The sequence below is a fragment of the Glaciimonas sp. Gout2 genome, assembly GCF_035018905.1.
GTDB lineage: Bacteria > Pseudomonadota > Gammaproteobacteria > Burkholderiales > Burkholderiaceae_D > Glaciimonas.
In genome coordinates this window covers 1-18,344 of record NZ_JASJXA010000055.1, presented here as the reverse complement: position 1 = coordinate 18,344, position 18,344 = coordinate 1, and the positions used below count along the sequence as shown (strand labels likewise).

The window sequence follows — 18,344 nt, the reverse complement described above, 5'->3', positions numbered from 1 at the left end:
GGCTGTTGCGCAGAGGCGCTTGTGGATTGAAAGAAGGGCAAAAAGATAATTAATGCGACACAAATATTTTTAAACATTTTTTAGTCTCCGTCATTTTTGATTTTTTTGTTTTAACGGGAATAAGTCGCTTCGATAAACACGCAGTTTATCGATTGAAGTTTATCGTTCTTCGTGCAGCGAATTCTGGCTAACAAAAGAATATACGATACGAAAGAGACCTCAATTTTACAATTAAAATAATCTAACCAATTATTCAGAAATCGTTAATACTACTATTTAGCTTGACTGATAAAACACAGATTTAGAACCAGGTGAAAGCACATAATTACGCACGCTGCTTTTACGGGCACTGTGCGGAACGACATTAAATCAAAACCAATAGGAGCAAGTATGTTGCATAGCAAAACGTGTGTCGGCGGTATGGTTACCGCACCGCACCATCTCGCAGCGCAAGCCGGTGCTGCCGTATTGCGCGAAGGTGGAAACGCAGTCGAGGCAATGGTTGCCGCCGCAGCCGCCATTGCCGTTGTTTATCCGCACATGAACGGCATTGGTGGAGACGGTTTTTGGATCATCAGCGAACCCGGTCGTGAGCCGGTCGCAATTCAGGCATGCGGTCCTTCTGCGGGTTTGGCGGATCGCCAGTTCTACGCTGGTGAACAAAGTATCCCGACCCGTGGTGCACGTGCAGCATTGACGGTAGCTGGTGCGGTCTCCGGTTGGTCCGTGGCGTTGGAGCATGCCAGTCGCTGGAGGAAAGCATTGCCGGTTGCAAGGCTGTTGTCGGATGCGATCGGTCATGCCAAAGCTGGTGTGCCCATTACCCGTTCACAAGTGCAACTGACACGTGATAAATGGTCTCAACTATCTGATCAGCCGGGCTTTGTCGATACGTATGCGCACGGTGGCGTGCCGAGCGAAGGCGACATCCTCAAACAACCAGCACTGGCGTCCACGCTGGAGAGAATGGCGCACGCAGGTCTAGACGACTTTTATCGTGGCGATCTGGCACAAACCTTGACCAGCGGTCTCGAACGGCTAGGCAGTCCGCTTCGCGCCGCCGATCTTGCCACCTACCGTGCGCAAATAGTTGCGCCCTTAAAGGTGCAGTTGCGGTCAGGTAGTGTCTACAATTTGCCGCCACCCACGCAAGGCGTGTCGGCCTTGATGATCATCGGCCTGTTTGACCGCTTGGGCGTGACGGAAGCCGATGGCTTCGCGCATATTCACGGTCTGGTCGAAGCGACCAAACGTGCGTTCATCCTGCGCAACGCGCACGTCAGTGACCCCGCCCACATGAGCGTTAATGCTGGCGACTGGCTCAAAGAAGCGCTACTTGATAGCGAGGCCGCCTACATTCGATCCGACATGGCTGCGCCTTGGCCGCATCCTGCCAAACCTGGTGACACCATCTGGATGGGTGCCGCTGATGCGCAAGGTAGAGTCGTCAGCTACATTCAAAGTATTTTTTGGGAGTTCGGCAGCGGTGTCGTCGTACCGGATACTGGCGTAGTCTGGCAAAACCGTGGTGCCAGTTTTTCTCTTGACGACGGAGTTAATCAACTTTTGCCGGGCAAACTACCTTTTCACACCCTCAATCCATCATTAGCCAAACTCAACGATGGCCGCACGATTGCCTACGGCACCATGGGTGGAGAGGGCCAGCCTCAGACGCAAGCGGCGGTGTTCACGCGTCACGTCTTATTTGGACAAAATATGCAACGCGCAGTGAGCGCTCCGCGCTGGCTACTGGGCCGCACGTGGGGCGATGTTTCGACGAATCTCAAGGTGGAAGGGCGCATCGATCCGGAGACTATCTTAGCCTTACGTCGTGCAGGGCATGAAGTCGAAGTCGTTGACGATTACACCGATATGATGGGCCATGCGGGTGTGGTCGCCGTGCATCCCAATGGCATGATCGAAGGTGCTACCGATCCCCGTGCAGATGGCGTTTGCGCTGGCGTGTAATTGCGGCTCGGCGTGCATCTTGTGTGGATGCACGCCTCGGTAGGCCTCAACGCATTGCGTCTCTCATTGCTTCTTTGGTATTCCCGCAATCAAGTCAATCTCAACAATCGCCCCAACTGCCAGTCCGGTGACACCGACGCAGGTGCGGCTGGGCAGCGGACCTTTGAACCAGCTCCCATACGCAGTATTAAACGCGTCGTAATCGTCAAAAGAGGTGAGGTAAATCCGCACCATTAACGCGTCATCAAATGTCAGGCCAAACTGGATCAGCACGGCCTCCAGGTTTTTGCGTACTTGCGTGGCTTGCGTCACGATATCGTCGCCGACCACCCCGCCGGTAACGGGATCGGTCGGCATTTGTCCGGTAATAAACACCATATCGCCCCATTGAGTGGCATGTGCAAACGGACCCACTTGGGCCGGAACGCCTTTGCTCTGAGGAAATGAAAAAGTCTGTTTCTTGGTCGTCATCTGCAAATCTCCAAATACGATGGATGGTGGGATAACTCTATCTTAGCAGCGCGGCGTTGCGCCGCCGCGGTCTGATGATGCTAAGGGCAGGGTGAGGCGCTTGCATCGTCGCCATCCGCCCAGACGCACCTTTTTCAGGTTACCTGCTGGTTCTGTCATCAAGCCGATCAATACGACGCGCAGCCATGTCCGCCAGCAGTTGAGATGACATCAGTGCCAGACGCAGCAAGCGCTCCGTCGCAACAATATCCAGTGTTGGGGCGGTATCGGTATTTCTATCCGAATTACTCAAATGGACTATATCGAGGCATGTTTTGATGCCTTCGCAGCCGTCTACCGTCATGGCATAAAACTGCTCGCGCTCATTATGTTTGTGTTCCAAAGGTAGCCACGAAAATGATTGATGGAATGCTCCTGGAAATTCTGGTTGGTTGGATGGTGATGGTGGTGGTGTGTTCATGAGTGGTCCACCGTGCTGGTTTGGCTGTAAAAGCGACTAATGTTGTATAAGTTGGGGTGAATAGGCGTCGTGGTAATTGGCATAGTGTGATTTCTAAAGGTGTCGATTACACTGCGACCGGTTCTCAAGCGGGTGCGCAGCAAAGGCAGGTTGAAAAACAGGCATCCATAGCCACCGGCAGCCCGAAGGCTCCCACCGATGCCGCCCAATGAAGGCGCAACAAAGGCAGACGCACGTAAAAAAACGGCTTTGGGCCGTTTGTGCGCTATGGATGGCAGGTTCTCAAGCCCGATCCCCTTTTTCTCGAGGACAGCCAAACCATAACGGAGATTTCCCTAAGTGCAAACTTTATTGAGAGTCCGATAAAGCGAGGAATGTGTACTAAAGCCGCGATTTTTTTTGTGCATTCGCTTATCTCCATCTCTCATTCGCGAGGTCTGGCGGCATCAAATCTCTTGAGTAGTTACTCATATTTTTGTGAACTCTATTATTTTTACGAGAAAAATAAATGATAGGAAATGTCAGTTTTCGTAGGAATCTTGACAATTTCCAGCGCTATAGTTATGTGACTATAAATAGAACATTTTAACTAAAGTTGCAGTATTGAAAAAGTGATTGTTCATGTCATCGGGGAAAAATTTATCAAAGAACACCAAGGATTTTTTTCGTATAAATTTTTGCTCTATGAAAGTTTTTCTAGTGGGTCATTACCAGTTTTTTTCCGGCATAAGCGACAACGCAATTGCCAAGTCTGAATACGTCTCTGCCCGAGTAATAACTTTTTTGACCGTGTAAGAACGACAAAAGTGATATTCGCCGTAATGAGTAATCATTGTTCCATGCTGTGTAGTGGATTTCGTGGAGCAACAAGGGTGCGGAGCTAAGCGTGTTAAAAATTTCAAATCACTATGTATCAAAAATAGTATCTATTCTGCTTGGCGTGGAAATTCTGATTTTGCTGAGCGCTGCGTACCTGGGCGTCAATATTCGATTCGTTGGAGGTAGCCATTGGGCGACAAACTTCGCCGAATTTTTGCCTTCAAATTGTGCGTTTGTTGTTTCAATCGTGTTCGGGATGAGTGCGCTCGGAATGTATCAACGTAACCTAAATGGAGGGCTGCGCACGACATTTCTTCGCATTATGCCTTCGTTCGCAATGGGACTTGGGATCTTGATCGTCGTTTTTTATGTGGCTCCCGAACTCTATCTGGGTCGCGGTATCTTGCTATTAGCATTTTTTTTTGCAGGCGTAGGCATTCTGCTGGCACGCGCCATATTTTTTAAATTTTCTAAATCTGAATTTCTGGCTTCAAGGATTATTTTTTTAGGTATTGGCGAACTGGCGCGTGAATGTAGCGTAGTGGCCAGCGGTATCAGTGACAATAAATATCATATCGTCGGTTATGTTTCCGTCGGGAGCGAAACTAATTGCGTGCCACAAGGCAACATTTTTTGCGCTGATGAGTCGTTGCTAACGATTGCCAGAAGGCATGATGTTAATGAGATTGTGGTCGCACTACAAAATCGGCGTGGAGCGAGTGGACGTATCAATGAGTTGCTGGAATGCAAGCTAAGCGGTATCCGCGTCATCGAGTCAGCGGCATTTTTTGAAAGAGAAGTGTGCCAGATCAGAGTCGATTCTTTGCTGCCGAGTTGGCTAGTCTTTGGTACTGGATTTGACCAGACGACGCTGCGTGTTTTCTTCAAAAGATTTTTCGACATATTAACTAGTGTGATCCTTCTGATTTTTACAGCACCGATCATGCTGCTTGCTGCTTTGTGTATTTTCATCGAGGATCGGGCGCCGATTTTTTATCAGCAGGAGCGCGTCGGAAAAGATGGTGACTGCTTCATGGTGATCAAATTTCGTAGCATGCGAAACGATGCGGAGCAGTCAGGAAAACCGCAGTGGGCCTCGTCGAATGATCCCCGTATAACCAGGGTCGGCTCGATCATTCGCAAATTGCGTATTGATGAACTGCCGCAAATTCTTAACGTCCTGAAGGGGGAAATGAGTTTTGTCGGCCCTCGACCGGAACGGCCATATTTTGTCAGGCAACTCAGCAAAGAAATTCTGTTCTATAACGTCAGGCATAGCGTAAAGCCGGGAATAACCGGGTGGGCGCAGGTCCGTTATCAATACGGTTCTTCGGTGGAGGATGCGATTCAGAAGCTGCAATATGATTTGTACTATGTCAAAAACAACAGCTTATTTTTGGACATTCTTATATTGATAGATACGCTCAGAGTCGTGCTTTTTGGGGCCGGCAGATAAGATGGCGGTAGCCTTTCAAATGTCGATGAACATCGCGGTACTGGGCTACTCGTTGGCAATGCTCGCATTTTTTTCTCTCATTGTGCTGCTGCTGACCAGTTGGAGGAAGCAACTTAACGCTAAGGCGCTGATATTTTCCTGTCTGCTGACGATAGGATGGAGTGCGACGCTGGCCTGGCAGTCCGGTTGGGCCACGCATTTTTCAGTAATCAGCGATGTAACCGAAGTGCTCAGGAATGCCGGGTGGACTGGTTTCCTGCTATTGCTGATGGGTTTTTTTCAGAAACCGAAAAGTCTGTCTGGGCCAAGATTAAATTCGGTAGTCGTTGCGATCGGGATATTTTATCTGGTCATTTTATTGGCTACCCTTGCCAGAAATACGGAACAGCATTTTGTCGTTGCAGAGATCGTTGTGATGGCTAGTACCGTTGGCCGATTAGCATCCGCTGTACTTGGACTTCTGTTGGTGGAGCAGCTTTATCGCAATACACCTGTCGAAGAACGCTGGGGAATTAAATTTGCTTGCATGGGCATGGGTGGTCTATTTGCCTATGATTTTTATATGTATAGCGACGCTATGCTGTTTCGGCACGTCAATATCGAGATATGGTCGGCTCGCGGTGTCGTCAACGCGCTGACAGTGCCGTTGATTGCTATGTCGGCATCCCGTAATCCCAAATGGTCACTGGGTTTCACCGTTTCTCGTCGCATTGCGTTTCATTCCGTGTCACTTTTTGGCGCAGCAATTTACTTATTGGCGATGGCATCTGCCGGTTATTACCTGCGCTATTTTGGTGGCCGTTGGGGCACAGTCATTCAGGTAGCATTTTTGTTTGGCGCGTTGATTTTGCTGGGTTGTATATTGTTTTCTGGCGTATTTCGTTCATGGTTACGAGTGGTGATCAGCAAGCATTTTTTTAATTACACCTATGACTATCGTGAAGAGTGGTTACGATTTACGCGGATTTTGTCCGAAGATGGACCTGATTTAGGAGTGCGCGTTGTTCAGGCATTAGCCAAGTTGGTCGAAAGTCCGGGAGGGGCGCTTTTTGTCACCCGCGAATCAGGACAATCAGGACACTGTGAACGCCTCGCAAATTGGAATATGTCTCTCATGAGCCAGTCCGACCCCGCGAATCTTTCCTTATGTCGTTTTCTTGAGCAGAAACAATGGGTGATTGATCTTAAAGAGTATGCAGACAATCCGACGCGTTATACCAATGTCGCACTGCCTGAGTGGTTGTGCAATTTTTCCAAAGCCTGGTTAGTAATACCACTTAGCTTGCATGGAAAATTGTTGGGGTTTGTTGTGCTGGCCCAACCCAGAAGTGCGTTGAATTTAAATTGGGAGGTCATAGACTTGCTTAAAATTGCGGGCAGTCAGGCCGCTAGTTATTTGGCGCAGCAGGAATCTGCGCATGCCTTGATGGTTGCGCGACAATTTGAATCCTTTAATCGTATGTCGACGTTTGTTGTACATGATTTGAAAAATTTGATTTCACAGCTATCGCTATTGATGTCGAATGCAGAAAAGCATAAGCACAATCCAGAATTTCAAAAAGACATGCTCGCGACGATTGATCACTCAGTGCAAAAGATGAAATTGTTGTTGCAGAAGTTGAGCCGTAAAGACGCTATTGAGACCTATATTCCGTTGAACATTGATGCGCTCTTACAGCAAATCATTCAGTCCAAGTCGCGTGCAGAACCCCGACCTACGCTTGAGATCGGTGATCCCGGCTTAGTGGTGATGGCCGATTGGGAAAGGCTGGAACGGGTGATTGGTCACATCATTCAGAACGCGATTGAAGCAACATCCAAAGCCGGCAAAGTGGTCGTTAGTGTTGCAAAGGTTGATGAACGTGTGGCGATATCGATCAACGATACAGGACGAGGGATGAGCAAGGAGTTCATTCGTGACCGATTGTTTAAGCCTTTTGAAAGTACGAAATCGGCAGGAATGGGTATTGGTGTGTTTGAAAGTCACGAGTATATCAATGAGTTGGGAGGCCAACTTACCGTCATCAGTCAAGAGTCAATCGGCACAAACTTTCTGATGATGCTGCCATTTCATAAGGATACGACGAAACCTATCGCGCTATTGCAAGAGGAAGCCAGTGAGTCAAAATAAACCAAAGCTGTTGATCATCGAAGACGATCCTGGCCTCCAAAAGCAATTGCGCTGGAGTTTCGACGCTTATGAAGTCCTGATTGCAGGTGACCGTGAAAGCGCGCTGGCAATGATGCGGCGGCACGAACCTGCGGTCGTGACGATGGACCTTGGCTTGCCACCCGATCCAGACGGTGCGACCGAGGGATTGGCCACGTTACAGCAATTACTGGCGCTTGCTCCTGATACCAAGTTAATCGTTTTAACCGGCAATCAGGACCACGCCCATGCGGTCAGTGCGATCGGTATGGGCGCGTATGATTTCCATCAAAAGCCGTGTGACGATGAAATATTACGTCTGGTCGTTGAACGTGCTTTTTATTTGCATGCACTGCAGCGCGAAAATCGCCGCATGCAATTGGCACAAAGCGACTCGCCGATGACTGGCCTGATTAGCCGTGATGCTGGCATGTTGAAGGTCTGCCGCAATATAGAGAAGGTTGCTCCGTCTTCTGCTTCGGTCATGCTGTTGGGTGACAGCGGTACAGGAAAGGAAATCCTGGCGCGGGCATTGCATCAGCTTAGCGCGCGTCATGGGCATCGCTTCATGGCAATTAATTGCGCCGCCATACCCGAGAATCTTCTGGAGAGCGAGTTATTTGGCTATGAAAAAGGTGCGTTCACCGGCGCTGCCAAGCAAACGTTAGGCAAGGTAGAGCTGGCCCATGGTGGCACGTTTTTTCTGGATGAAGTGGGCGATTTGCCGATGTCTTTACAAGCAAAACTTCTACGGTTCTTGCAGGAGCGTGTCATTGAGCGCGTTGGTGGTCACACTGAAATTCCAGTTGATGTGCGTGTCGTTTGCGCGACCCACCAAAATTTAAAAGAGTTGACTGTTACCGGACGCTTTCGGGAGGATTTATATTTCCGCTTGAGCGAGATCGTGATCAAGATTCCTACATTGAGGGAGCGAGCCGGTGATGCGACATTACTGGCCCATCACTTTGTCAATAAGATCAGCGCCAAAGAGGGACGTTCTGTGCTGCGCTTTAGCCAGGAGGCTTTGACTGCGATCGAAGGTTATGCATGGCCCGGCAATGTACGTGAGATGGAAAATTGCGTGATGCGTGCTGTCATCATGGCGGATGGTCCCCAGATAACCGCGGATGATCTGGGTCTGGCTGTGAATCCATCGACGGAGGAGCCGATTAACTTACGGCAGATACGAGACGACGCGGAATACAAAGCTGTGGTGAAGGCATTGGGTCGAGCGGACGGCAATATTCTTAAGGCCGCTGAATTACTTGGCGTTAGTCGGCCAACGTTGTATGACTTAATCGGACGACATGGGATTAAGTAAGTTGAGTAAGCACAGTCTTTTGATTGAAAGTTACATTTATCTGGCCCTGTAAGCCGTCTACCTTTTTTGATTTTTTGCCGCAATGACTAATCTTGTTCACGAGTTTATTTTTCACGCAGCCTCTGCGTCGCCAGATGCAGAAGCCTTGGTGTATCAAGGACATCGTCTCGGGTATGCTGGACTGGCGACACAAGTCGATGCAATGGCGCAGCTTTTGCTCGAGCTTCGGATCAATGCCGGTGAACGGGTTGCGATATATCTGGAGAAACGTTTCGAAGCGGTGGTGGGAATGTTTGGTGCGGCAGCGGCCGGAGCCGTATTTGTGCCCGTCAATCCACTGCTCAAATCTGCTCAGGTCGCGCATATTCTTGCTGATTGCAACGTCAAGATCCTGATAACGACGACCGACCGGTTGGCGGCTCTTGCGGATGTAATGCAGCAGAGCAGGGATTTGCATACGGTTATTATCGTCGGCTCAGGGGCGGCATTGCCAAATTCCTCTTTATTGCAGGGCATAGACTTTGTCTATTGGGACGAGGTTTGTCATAAACTCAGGTCCTTGACACGCCACCGTCGTATTGATAGCGACATGGCCGCCATTCTTTATACCTCCGGCAGTACGGGCCGCGCGAAAGGGGTCGTCCTATCTCATCGTAATATGGTTGCAGGTGCAGTCAGTGTGGCAGGTTATCTGGGTAATGCCGCACAAGATCGCATTCTTGCTGCGTTACCGTTGAGTTTCGACTATGGATTGAGCCAGTTGACGACTGCGTTTTATGCCGGTGCTTCAGTCGTTTTGATGAACTATTTATTTCCACCGGATATCGTCAGGGCCGTAAAGACTGAGCGCATTACCGGTCTTGCTGCTGTTCCGCCGCTGTGGAATCAATTGGCGCAACAAGATTGGGGTGATGCAAGTAGTTTGCGCTACATTACCAATTCTGGAGGCGCGTTACAGCGTCCGACATTGGATAAAATGCGTGCGGCATTACCTGCAACGCAGATTTATTTGATGTACGGGCTAACGGAGGCATTCCGTTCCACTTTTCTGCCACCTTCTGAAATCGCTACGCGCCCCAATTCGATTGGACGTGCCATTCCAAATGCTGAAGTGATTGTGGTTCGTCCCGACGGAACCCTTTGCGAGCCGAATGAGCCGGGGGAATTAGTGCATCGTGGTGCATTGGTCGCTATGGGCTATTGGAATAATCCAGAAAAAACTGCGCGGCACTTTAAGCCTGCGCCAGGACAGGACAAGGCGCTTCCGTTCGCCGAGATTGCAGTGTGGTCGGGCGACACCGTGCGCTTGGACGAAGAGGGATTTCTCTATTTCATTGGACGCGATGACGACATGATCAAAGTATCAGGTTATCGGGTTAGCCCGCATGAAGTAGAAGAGGTGGTCTACGCAACAGGATTGGTGGCGGAGGCAGCCGCAATTGGTGTGCCGCACCCACAGTTGGGCCAAGCTATTATTGTTGTGGTCCCACGCGCTGACGGCATGTCATCGTCTCAGGCTTTGCTTAAGGGATGTCAGAGTCGTTTGCCATCGTATATGGTTCCAGCGCACGTCGAGGAATGGGCAGATATGTTGCCGCGTACCCCAAACGGGAAAATTGATCGCAAGTTTTTGCAACTGAGCTTAGCTTCATTTTTTACTGATCAGGTGAAATGACGATGCTGCCGAAACCAGTTCATGCGCCGCAGCAGAAGTTTCCGACCGTCGGCAATTGCCTTCAGATTGGCGGCATACCGTTGACACAACTGGCTCAGCGTGTCGGAAAGACGCCGTTTTATGCGTATGATCGCGGCCTGCTGGTAGCGCGGGCGCAGTACCTTCGCAGTTCTTTGCCAAAAGAGATCGCGCTGCATTATTCGATCAAGGCAAATCCGATGCCTGCTGTCGTTCAGTGTATGGCCAATCTGGTCGATGGATTTGATATTGCGTCTGGCGGCGAACTTAAAGTGGCGCTCGATACGCCTATGAGGCCAGACTGTATCAGTTTCGCCGGACCAGGAAAAACAGCCGCAGAGTTAACCCAAGCGATCGCCGCCGGTGTGGTCATTCATCTGGAGTCGGAGCACGAGCTTGAAGCAGTTGTTGATATCGGGCAACTACTTGGAATTGCGCCTCGGGTGGTTGTGCGGGTAAATCCGGATTTCGAAATGAAAACATCGGGTATGAAAATGGGTGGCGGTCCCAAACCATTTGGTATCGATGCCGAATTGGTGCCGCAGCTGCTCAAACGCCTTGCATGGTTAGATGTCGATTTTCACGGATTACAAATTTTTAGCGGCTCCCAGAGCCTAAACCCCGCTGCAATTATGGATGCACAATCGCGTACATTTGATTTGGCTTTTCGGCTTGCCGGGTACGCACCACAGCCCATGCGTTTTCTTAATATTGGCGGGGGATTCGGTATCCCTTACTTTCCCGGAGATAAGCCTTTAGATGTGCGTCCGATCGGTGAGCATCTAGGGCAGTGGCTACCGCGTGTGCGGGCTGCGTTGGGGAATACTGAGATAGTCATCGAGTTGGGACGCTATCTGGTGGGCGAAGCAGGCGTCTATGTTTCTCGGATTCTGGATCGTAAGACCTCACGTGGGAAGATTTTTTTAGTTGTTGACGGTGGGTTGCATCACCATTTGGCCGCCTCCGGCAACTTTGGTCAGGTGATTCGCAAAAATTATCCGGTCACGGTGGGCAATAAAATGTTGGAGACCGCGCGCGAAGTAGTGTCCGTGGTGGGGCCATTATGTACACCGCTCGACATACTTGCAGAAGATATGGAATTGGCTAAGGCAGAGGTTGGGGACTTGATTGTTTTGTTTCAATCCGGTGCGTACGGTTTGACTGCTAGCCCTACGGCTTTTCTTAGCCAGGCTGCGGCTGGCGAAGTGCTGGTATGAATGGTGACTTATGACTTGTGATAACACTATTACGAGTAAAAAATCGCAACCATTTTTTTTAGATTTTTTATGTTCGACTTCAATATATCCCCAATGGGAGACTATGTGAAAAATACATTATCGTTGGTTAGAAAGTCCCTTATTTTTTTAATTGGGTATTGTTTGCTGGAACCTATCAGTGCCAGCGAGTTGATGCAGACGATTGAAAGCGTTAAGCCATCCATTGTTGGGATTGGCACTTTCTTGCAGCTCCGTAGCCCAGCGACTAGTTTTGTGGGTACTGGATTTGTTGTGGGCGATGGTCTTAGCGTCATTACTAATGCGCACGTTATCCCTGAGTTGATTGATGGTGAGCACAAGGAAACTTTACGTATTACGGTAGGAAAAGGTGAGGGCATTGAGTATCGGGATGCAGTATTGATCGCCATGGATAAGTTGCATGATCTGGCTTTGTTAAAAATCAGCGGACTGCCGCTTCCGCCTATGAAGCTGGGCGACTCTACTGCTGTCCGAGAAGGTCAATCGATGGTTTTTACAGGGTTTCCTCTTACCGGCATTCTAGGATTTCATCATGTGACCCATCGCGGCATGATTGCGGCGATTACGCCGGTTGCCACGCAGGCGCCTAATGCCAAATATCTGGACGTAAAAGCCATCATACAAATGCAACGGAACGCATATCCAGTATTCCAACTGGATGGAACCGCTTACCCCGGCGGTAGCGGAAGTCCGTTATACGATCCAGAAACGGGCGTTGTATATGGTGTTATTAACAAAGTGATTAATTCAACGAAGGAAGCTGCGATTACTAATCCCAGTGGCATTACGTATGCGATTCCGGTCAACTTTGTGCGTGACCTGATTGCCCGCAGATAGGCTTATCAACAAGATGAAAATAATCACCGTATTTTTTTTGTACTCTCGTCTCAACTTCAATGATCAAAAAGGAAAAAAATTATGTATAGCGACTTCATGAGATGGTTAGCCGTTTTAGCTGTTTCGATGTTGATGCTCGGGGGATGCGCTAGCACCAGCCATCAACCCCAGGTGGACGATAGCCAGGTTCAGCGGCATGATTATCTGATTGGTCCAGGAGATAATCTCAATATTATCGTCTGGCATAACCCCGAAGTATCTCTCAGTGTTCCAGTGCGCCCTGACGGAAAAATTTCAACGCCTTTGGTGGAAGATCTGCCGGCTAGTGGTAAAACCGCAACGCAACTGGCTAGAGATATAGAAAATTCTCTGACCAAATTTATTCAGCAGCCAGTAGTTACCGTGATGGTCACTGGATTTGTCGGATCGTACAGCGAGCAAATTCGCGTCATCGGACAGGCCGCCAAACCGCAGGCACTCTCCTATCGTCAGGAAATGTCTCTGTTGGATGTACTGATTGCTGTGGGGGGAATGACTGAATTTGCATCCGGCAATAAAGCCAGTATTATTCGGACCATCGATGGCAAGCAACGGAAACTGTCTGTTCGTCTGAATGACTTGATTAAGGACGGTGATATTTCCGCCAATATATGGATGCGCCCCGGGGACATACTGGTCATACCGGAAAGCTTCTTTTGATGTTCGCGCCGCTGCGATAGATGCATAAATAAATCTGTAAATAACTGTGCAAATTTATGTGCAAATACATACAAATTGATGGTAGCTAAAATCCACCATCAATTTGGATTTTCTACCATGACTGAAGCCAGTCCTTGGTCCAGCGCCCGACTTTGTCGCGCCATACTCTCGTTGAAAAAGTATGATTTGCACCGGGTAACGTGTGAGTTTGAGTTTGCTGATTTTCCAGAAGTACGCGCCATTTTTCGTTTGAAGCAACGAGATCGCTGAATTCACTAGCGGTCAGATCGTCGCCGCTTAATATTAATAATACTTTTCCCTTAAAACGACTGTATCCATCAAACATGCGATCCGGTAATGACGCTGATGCTCTTGGTTGGGCGCGCTTAAAACACGCCACCCTGACGTCATTGATTAACGAGCGGGCCGCGGCAATATAATCCACTTTCCCCGTCAAAATCTTCTTCCACAAGGCATTGTCAGACAGACGTGAGAAGTAGTAATGTTTGAGATGGGCTTTTGCTAAACCACTTTCAGTTCGTACCCACGGATTAAGCAGAACAAGTCCGGTAACCCTGCTATCCCGCCAGGCATAAAAGAGTGCTGCTGATGCTGCATCACAGAGGCCCCAAATGACCACTTCAGTCATGCCGGGAACGGATTGAATAAAATGGTCTATTGCACAGCGGATGTCATCATTAATATCCTCGAAATTTCGCGTATCGCCTTCGCTGTCACCCATCCCTCGATAGTCGAACCGCATTGTTGCTATGCCGGATGAAGCGAGATAGCGCGACAGCAGCGTAAATTGGCGATGACTTCCCGCGCGATATTGCGGGCCACCGACCAGCATCACGACACCTCTGTTACCGGCCTGCTCAGGCATACTTAAGACACCATACAGCCAATCATTGTGACAAAGGAAGCGTACAGCATGGTCTTCAGCATTCATTTTGACATCACCGAACCTTCATCAAGAAGGGATGTAGTGACGGTTAGCAATGCAGGTGCGTCCGATATATCTTGTAATGCCCAAAAAGGCTGTCCCAACACTGCATGCTGGTGTAAGTCAGCATTCTGACGCCGCCATTCGTTGACTACTTCGGTTGTTAATGACGGTATTGTATTGAGGCCAGGGCCACTTATATCGAACCAATATATCGGAGCAGTATTCACCCATAGCGTCTTGGCATCGAGGGCATCAATGGCGGAAGTAAGGGCGGGGGAAATGTCATAGCCAGCTATTTCGAACGTTTCTCCGTCAAGCATTGCACTCCGCATTGCATTTGTCGTCACTGAGGTTCCGATGGGCTTCTGGCCGTCGGCTAAAATGCTACTTGCAGCGCGTAGCCTGAGAAACTGCGTCATAAAGGATTTTCCGTTGATCACAGGCTGCCAAAGAATGATGGAGGTTATCCGATTTTGCGCATGCCGTGCGAAATCCATCGCGAGTAATGCGCCCAACCGTAGCCCCCATAAACCTATTTGGGTGTGCAAACGCTGAATGAGCCATTTTTCTGCAATGCCCAGATCTGCCTTCCAAATTTCCCACGTTGCGTCGGCAAATTCGCCAGTGCTATCACCGCAACCGAACAGATCAATTATCAGCACGGCATAACCGTTCTCGGCAAATTGGCGGGCCTGCAATGTGACGACTCGACGTGACCGATTCATTTCTTCCGCAAATGGATGAACGTAAATAAACGCCCCACGACAGACGCGATCTGGCGGTGGTGCGTGATAGATGCAAAAGCGCTTCCCAGGCGCGGCCGTCAGAAAAAAAGATTCCGCAGGAAAGCGATCGGGATGCGTTTTCATTGCGCTAGTTTCTGCTCGATAAAAGTGGCAAGACTGCCTACCGTGTAAAAAATAGTAGCACTGATTTCATCGTCATCAATGACAATGCCGAAGCGCTCTTCGAGTGCGGTAATGATGTGGATAACGGCCATTGAATCCAATTCTGGGATACTTCCCAGCAAGCCGGAATCTGCGTGCAAGGTGCTTGCCCGCTCACCAAGATTGAGGGTATCCGCCAAGAGGAGCTTGACCTGTTCAATAGAGTGCATATGCAATTCAGGTGCAGTAAAAATAAATGGTGAATGGTAAATAATGGGTGAGCGAATGCAACCCGACAAGGATGCTGGCTTTGCCTGATTACTTCTAGCTAAAGCCAGCCGACAGCAATTATATTGTCTTTGCCAAAGCCTTAGCTTCCTCCATATTTGCGAAGTTTTTCCCTGTTGCTATTAATTTATCCAGTTCGATTCTTGCTTTGACCTTGTCGCCAGACTTCAGCAATCCAAGCGCCAGGTGATACCGGATATCCAACGCATCTGGTGCAGCGTTACTGGCTTTTTGCACAAGAGGAAGGCCGCGCGTTGTATCACCCTGTTCGATTAACAACCAGCCCAACGTATCCATTACCTGAGGGTTGTCGATTGCCAATTGATGGGCTTTTTCTGCTGTTTCCAATGCGTGAGGATCTTTTTCTTGCTGATACGCAAGGGCCAGATTGTTGAGCACACCGATATTGCGAGGTTCCTGACGTAAGACCAATAGATATTGCACGATTGCGGCTTTGGTTTGCTTCTGCGCGAGATAGGTTTCCGCTAGATAAATATGTAGGGCAACCTCCGTTGGGTGCTGCTCGAACCATTGGTTGACCCGGGCATCTGCCTCTTTCGTTTTGCCAGCTAAATTCAGCGATTCATGCAGCTTCATCAGCAGTGTTACATTTTTGTTATTCACAAGAAAAGCTTGCTCATAGGCTTTCGCCGCTAAGTCAGGTTTTTTCTGGGATAGCAGGATATTGCCTTCTATTTCATAACCTATGGCTGACTGTCCGGCTTGTTTCTGGATCTTCCTGGCAAACTCAATTGCTTGCGCCTGATTGCCACTGCGCATATATAAGGACGTTTGCAAAATCTCGGCATCCAAATAATCAGGCTGTATCGCAAGCGCCTTCTTAATTGCTTCCGACGCAGCGGAAGGATTGTCCAGAGCGATCTGAACCGATGCAATTTTAAACTGCGTCACAGGCGAATTTGGCAGTAAAGCGACTAGTCTCTGAAAGCTTTCCAACGCAGCTAATTTGTCGTTGTTGGCAAACTGTGTTTGAGCCAGCAGGTTCAACATGTCGGGATCGGTTGGATGGGTGGCTTGCAACTTACGCGCCAGCGTCAGCGCTTTTAACTTTTCGTTAATTTGCAAATAACGTGATGTCAGGCGCATCGCGGCAGGTAATGATTCTGGATCTTCCTGTGTCGCACGTTCTAGCCAAGCTGTTGCTTCTTCTTGATGTTTTTGAAAAAGCGCAAGACTTGCCATGGCGTTTATTGCCTGAATATTCTTTTTGTCTACTGCTAGTAAAGCCTCGAGACGCTTTCTTGCTACATCAGGTTTTTTTTCCCTTAAGTCCAATTGAACCAGGTTGATAATTGCAGGAAAATAAGCCGCTTGTAGCGAAAGAGCTTTTTCAAAACTTGCGCGTGCGCTAACGAGGTTATTTTGCTGGTAATAAATATCACCTTTTAGACTTTGAACGAGAACATTTTTAGGCTGTTCTTTCTCAAGTGCGTTTGCTGCCGTGAGCGCTTTATCAAATTCCTGAAGACGTATGTGCGCCATGATTAACAAAATGCCCGATTGCGGCGATTTTGTATCCAGAGTCGTCGCCATTTCCAGTTCAGCGACTCCTCCTACATTTTCTCCCATGGCTAACTTACTCAACCCTAATGCTGTATGCGGCTTCGCAGTTTGCGGTACCAACGCACTCGCTTTTTCGAAATATTCTGCCGCCTTGATAAAGTTTTTGCTTTGCATATTAGTCTGGCCGGCAAGCATTAACAGTTCGACGTCTTGTGAAGGGTCTTTCAATGCAGGCTCTAAAGCGAGACTTGCGTTAGCGATGTCGCCGCTATTCAAAAAAGTCGAGACCAGTAATTTGCGCGCATAGAGGTTATTTGGATTCTTAGCGAGATATTTGGTCAAATATTGTTTCGCTTGTGGCATTGATCCCAAATTGTATTGAAGTGCGCCGGCGATCAGTACCCCCGGCATATAGTCCGGCATGGCACTTAATACTTTTTGTATACCTTCTAATGCCTCCGCGTTTTTTCCCTGACTAAAATCCAGTAATCCCTGCATATAAAGAACGATTAGATTCTTGGGAGCACTTTTTTGCGCGGCATCGATATCGATCTTGGCTTCAGCAAATTTTTTCGCGCCTATTTCTAAAGAGGCTTTATTCAACAGCGCGTCGACATTGTCAGGTTTCAGTGCTAGTACAGTATTAAAAGCCGCTAAAGCTGGTTCAGTAGCGTGTTGCCCACTCAGCAAATTGGCCTTAAATAGCAGTACTTCGATATTCTTTGGGTTTTTATTAACTGCGTGTTCCGCAAAACTGGTGGCAGCCGCAACATCATTCTCTATCAACGCGTTCTTGGCTAATCCAATGAGAGCAGCAGGAAAATCGGGGTCACTTTTGAGGCTAGATTCAAAGGCTTCTTTAGCCTCCTTATTTCTCCTCAGTCCGAGATAGGCGTTCCCTCTCATAGCCAGGACGTCGCCTTGCGTAGAAACTTTTTCTGTTTGATCCAGCACATTCTGAAACTGATTTTGCATGAGCAGCGATTTCCCTAAGGCAGGCAACACCATCTCGGCGCTTTTCCCTAGGCTTAATGCCCTCCGCAGTTCTTTCTCAGCTGACTGTGGATCGCCGGTTTCTATGGCAATCATTCCCAGCAAATATCGGGCCTCCACATTATCGGGATTTTTTTGCAGGACATTTTTCAATTGAATTTGTGCAGACGCGTCGTCTCCTTTTTGCTGATAGTTCCTTGCTTCGCTTATCAATGCGTCTGCAGACTGCGTCCTGCTACATGCAGCAAGGCCATAGGCAAATAGAAACGCAGCCGACAAGAGGGTTGCTTTCATCACAAAACTGTTTTCTTTACTGAGCATTTCGCGTCCTTGTTACTTCATGTCGAGCCGGAGGTTTGGAAAATACAACTATTGCATGGAGGGCCAAATAATTATCGTTTTGATAAAATTTAACTTACGTCGCCATGCAGAGCGCTGATGAAACAGCGAGGTTTTTCATCATCATTTGCTTTGTACTAAAACCAACGACTATAACAACTACTACACCTCTTAGTATCTAAATATTATCTTGATCGATAAATTGATTATTTTTAGGAACTACTCTCATCTATTG

At 48.6% G+C, this 18,344-nt stretch carries 14 protein-coding genes; 8 read left to right on the top strand and 6 right to left on the bottom strand.

The genetic code is table 11. From position 1 onward, the window contains the following. The first annotated feature begins 390 nt into the window (after window positions 1-390). Entirely contained in the window at window positions 391-1,968 is a 1,578-nt protein-coding gene (locus QN379_RS21315; protein WP_323507543.1) for a gamma-glutamyltransferase family protein, read from the top strand. 63 nt (window positions 1,969-2,031) lie between these two features. Here the strand turns inward: QN379_RS21315 and QN379_RS21310 are convergent, their stop codons facing one another. Further along, a complete protein-coding gene (locus QN379_RS21310) occupies window positions 2,032-2,439 on the bottom strand; it encodes a RidA family protein (protein WP_323507542.1) in 408 nt (135 codons plus the stop codon). A gap of 139 nt (window positions 2,440-2,578) precedes the next feature. Next, window positions 2,579-2,899, bottom strand: a complete 321-nt coding sequence (locus QN379_RS21305; RefSeq protein WP_323507541.1) for a hypothetical protein — start codon at window positions 2,897-2,899, stop codon at window positions 2,579-2,581. An 886-nt stretch (window positions 2,900-3,785) separates the two neighbouring features. Here QN379_RS21305 and QN379_RS21300 point away from each other — a divergent pair. The 7 genes from QN379_RS21300 to QN379_RS21270 all read left to right on the top strand — a co-directional run bounded on the left by QN379_RS21300 (window position 3,786) and on the right by QN379_RS21270 (window position 13,129). Then, window positions 3,786-5,174, top strand: coding sequence for a TIGR03013 family XrtA/PEP-CTERM system glycosyltransferase (locus QN379_RS21300; protein WP_322232303.1), 1,389 nt, complete (start codon window positions 3,786-3,788; stop codon window positions 5,172-5,174). 1 nt (window position 5,175) lies between these two features. Continuing rightward, complete coding sequence (gene prsK / locus QN379_RS21295) at window positions 5,176-7,305, top strand: XrtA/PEP-CTERM system histidine kinase PrsK (RefSeq protein WP_323507540.1); 2,130 nt, start codon at window positions 5,176-5,178, stop codon at window positions 7,303-7,305. Further along, the gene (gene prsR, locus QN379_RS21290; protein ID WP_322232301.1) at window positions 7,292-8,644 is read left to right on the top strand and encodes a PEP-CTERM-box response regulator transcription factor; all 1,353 of its coding nucleotides are present in this window, start codon (window positions 7,292-7,294) and stop codon (window positions 8,642-8,644) included. Before prsK ends, prsR begins: the two co-directional genes overlap by 14 nt. A gap of 82 nt (window positions 8,645-8,726) precedes the next feature. Then, entirely contained in the window at window positions 8,727-10,319 is a 1,593-nt protein-coding gene (locus QN379_RS21285; RefSeq protein WP_323507539.1) for an acyl-CoA ligase (AMP-forming), exosortase A system-associated, read from the top strand. Beyond that, window positions 10,316-11,554: a pyridoxal-dependent decarboxylase, exosortase A system-associated gene (locus QN379_RS21280; RefSeq protein WP_322232299.1), complete on the top strand. Its 1,239-nt coding sequence runs from the start codon at window positions 10,316-10,318 to the stop codon at window positions 11,552-11,554. Before QN379_RS21285 ends, QN379_RS21280 begins: the two co-directional genes overlap by 4 nt. 162 nt (window positions 11,555-11,716) lie before the next feature. After that, window positions 11,717-12,430 (top strand): serine protease, encoded by a 714-nt coding sequence (locus QN379_RS21275; RefSeq protein ID WP_322232298.1) that lies wholly within the window; start codon window positions 11,717-11,719, stop codon window positions 12,428-12,430. Between the two features lie 81 nt (window positions 12,431-12,511). After that, a complete protein-coding gene (locus QN379_RS21270) occupies window positions 12,512-13,129 on the top strand; it encodes an XrtA/PEP-CTERM system exopolysaccharide export protein (protein WP_322232297.1) in 618 nt (205 codons plus the stop codon). Window positions 13,130-13,241: 112 nt separating this feature from the next. Here the strand turns inward: QN379_RS21270 and QN379_RS21265 are convergent, their stop codons facing one another. From QN379_RS21265 to prsT, 4 genes are all read right to left on the bottom strand, one after another. Further along, a complete protein-coding gene (locus QN379_RS21265; protein ID WP_323507538.1) occupies window positions 13,242-14,081 on the bottom strand; it encodes a hydrolase 1, exosortase A system-associated in 840 nt (279 codons plus the stop codon). Next, window positions 14,078-14,947: a hydrolase 2, exosortase A system-associated gene (locus QN379_RS21260; RefSeq protein ID WP_322232295.1), complete on the bottom strand. Its 870-nt coding sequence runs from the start codon at window positions 14,945-14,947 to the stop codon at window positions 14,078-14,080. Before QN379_RS21260 ends, QN379_RS21265 begins: the two co-directional genes overlap by 4 nt. Continuing rightward, window positions 14,944-15,195, bottom strand: coding sequence for an acyl carrier protein (locus QN379_RS21255; protein ID WP_323507537.1), 252 nt, complete (start codon window positions 15,193-15,195; stop codon window positions 14,944-14,946). Before QN379_RS21255 ends, QN379_RS21260 begins: the two co-directional genes overlap by 4 nt. Window positions 15,196-15,313: 118 nt before the next feature. After that, entirely contained in the window at window positions 15,314-18,064 is a 2,751-nt protein-coding gene (gene prsT / locus QN379_RS21250; protein ID WP_323507544.1) for an XrtA/PEP-CTERM system TPR-repeat protein PrsT, read from the bottom strand. Window positions 18,065-18,344: the final 280 nt, after the last annotated feature.

Coding starts and splice junctions, on each gene's coding strand:
- QN379_RS21315 (WP_323507543.1), top strand. CDS start 391: ATGTTGCATAGCAAAACGTGTGTCGGCGGTATGGTTACCGCACCGCAC.
- QN379_RS21310 (WP_323507542.1), bottom strand. CDS start 2,439: ATGACGACCAAGAAACAGACTTTTTCATTTCCTCAGAGCAAAGGCGTT.
- QN379_RS21305 (WP_323507541.1), bottom strand. CDS start 2,899: ATGAACACACCACCACCATCACCATCCAACCAACCAGAATTTCCAGGA.
- prsK (WP_323507540.1), top strand. CDS start 5,176: ATGGCGGTAGCCTTTCAAATGTCGATGAACATCGCGGTACTGGGCTAC.
- QN379_RS21285 (WP_323507539.1), top strand. CDS start 8,727: ATGACTAATCTTGTTCACGAGTTTATTTTTCACGCAGCCTCTGCGTCG.
- QN379_RS21280 (WP_322232299.1), top strand. CDS start 10,316: ATGACGATGCTGCCGAAACCAGTTCATGCGCCGCAGCAGAAGTTTCCG.
- QN379_RS21270 (WP_322232297.1), top strand. CDS start 12,512: ATGTATAGCGACTTCATGAGATGGTTAGCCGTTTTAGCTGTTTCGATG.
- QN379_RS21265 (WP_323507538.1), bottom strand. CDS start 14,081: ATGAATGCTGAAGACCATGCTGTACGCTTCCTTTGTCACAATGATTGG.
- QN379_RS21260 (WP_322232295.1), bottom strand. CDS start 14,947: ATGAAAACGCATCCCGATCGCTTTCCTGCGGAATCTTTTTTTCTGACG.
- QN379_RS21255 (WP_323507537.1), bottom strand. CDS start 15,195: ATGCACTCTATTGAACAGGTCAAGCTCCTCTTGGCGGATACCCTCAAT.
- prsT (WP_323507544.1), bottom strand. CDS start 18,064: ATGAAAGCAACCCTCTTGTCGGCTGCGTTTCTATTTGCCTATGGCCTT.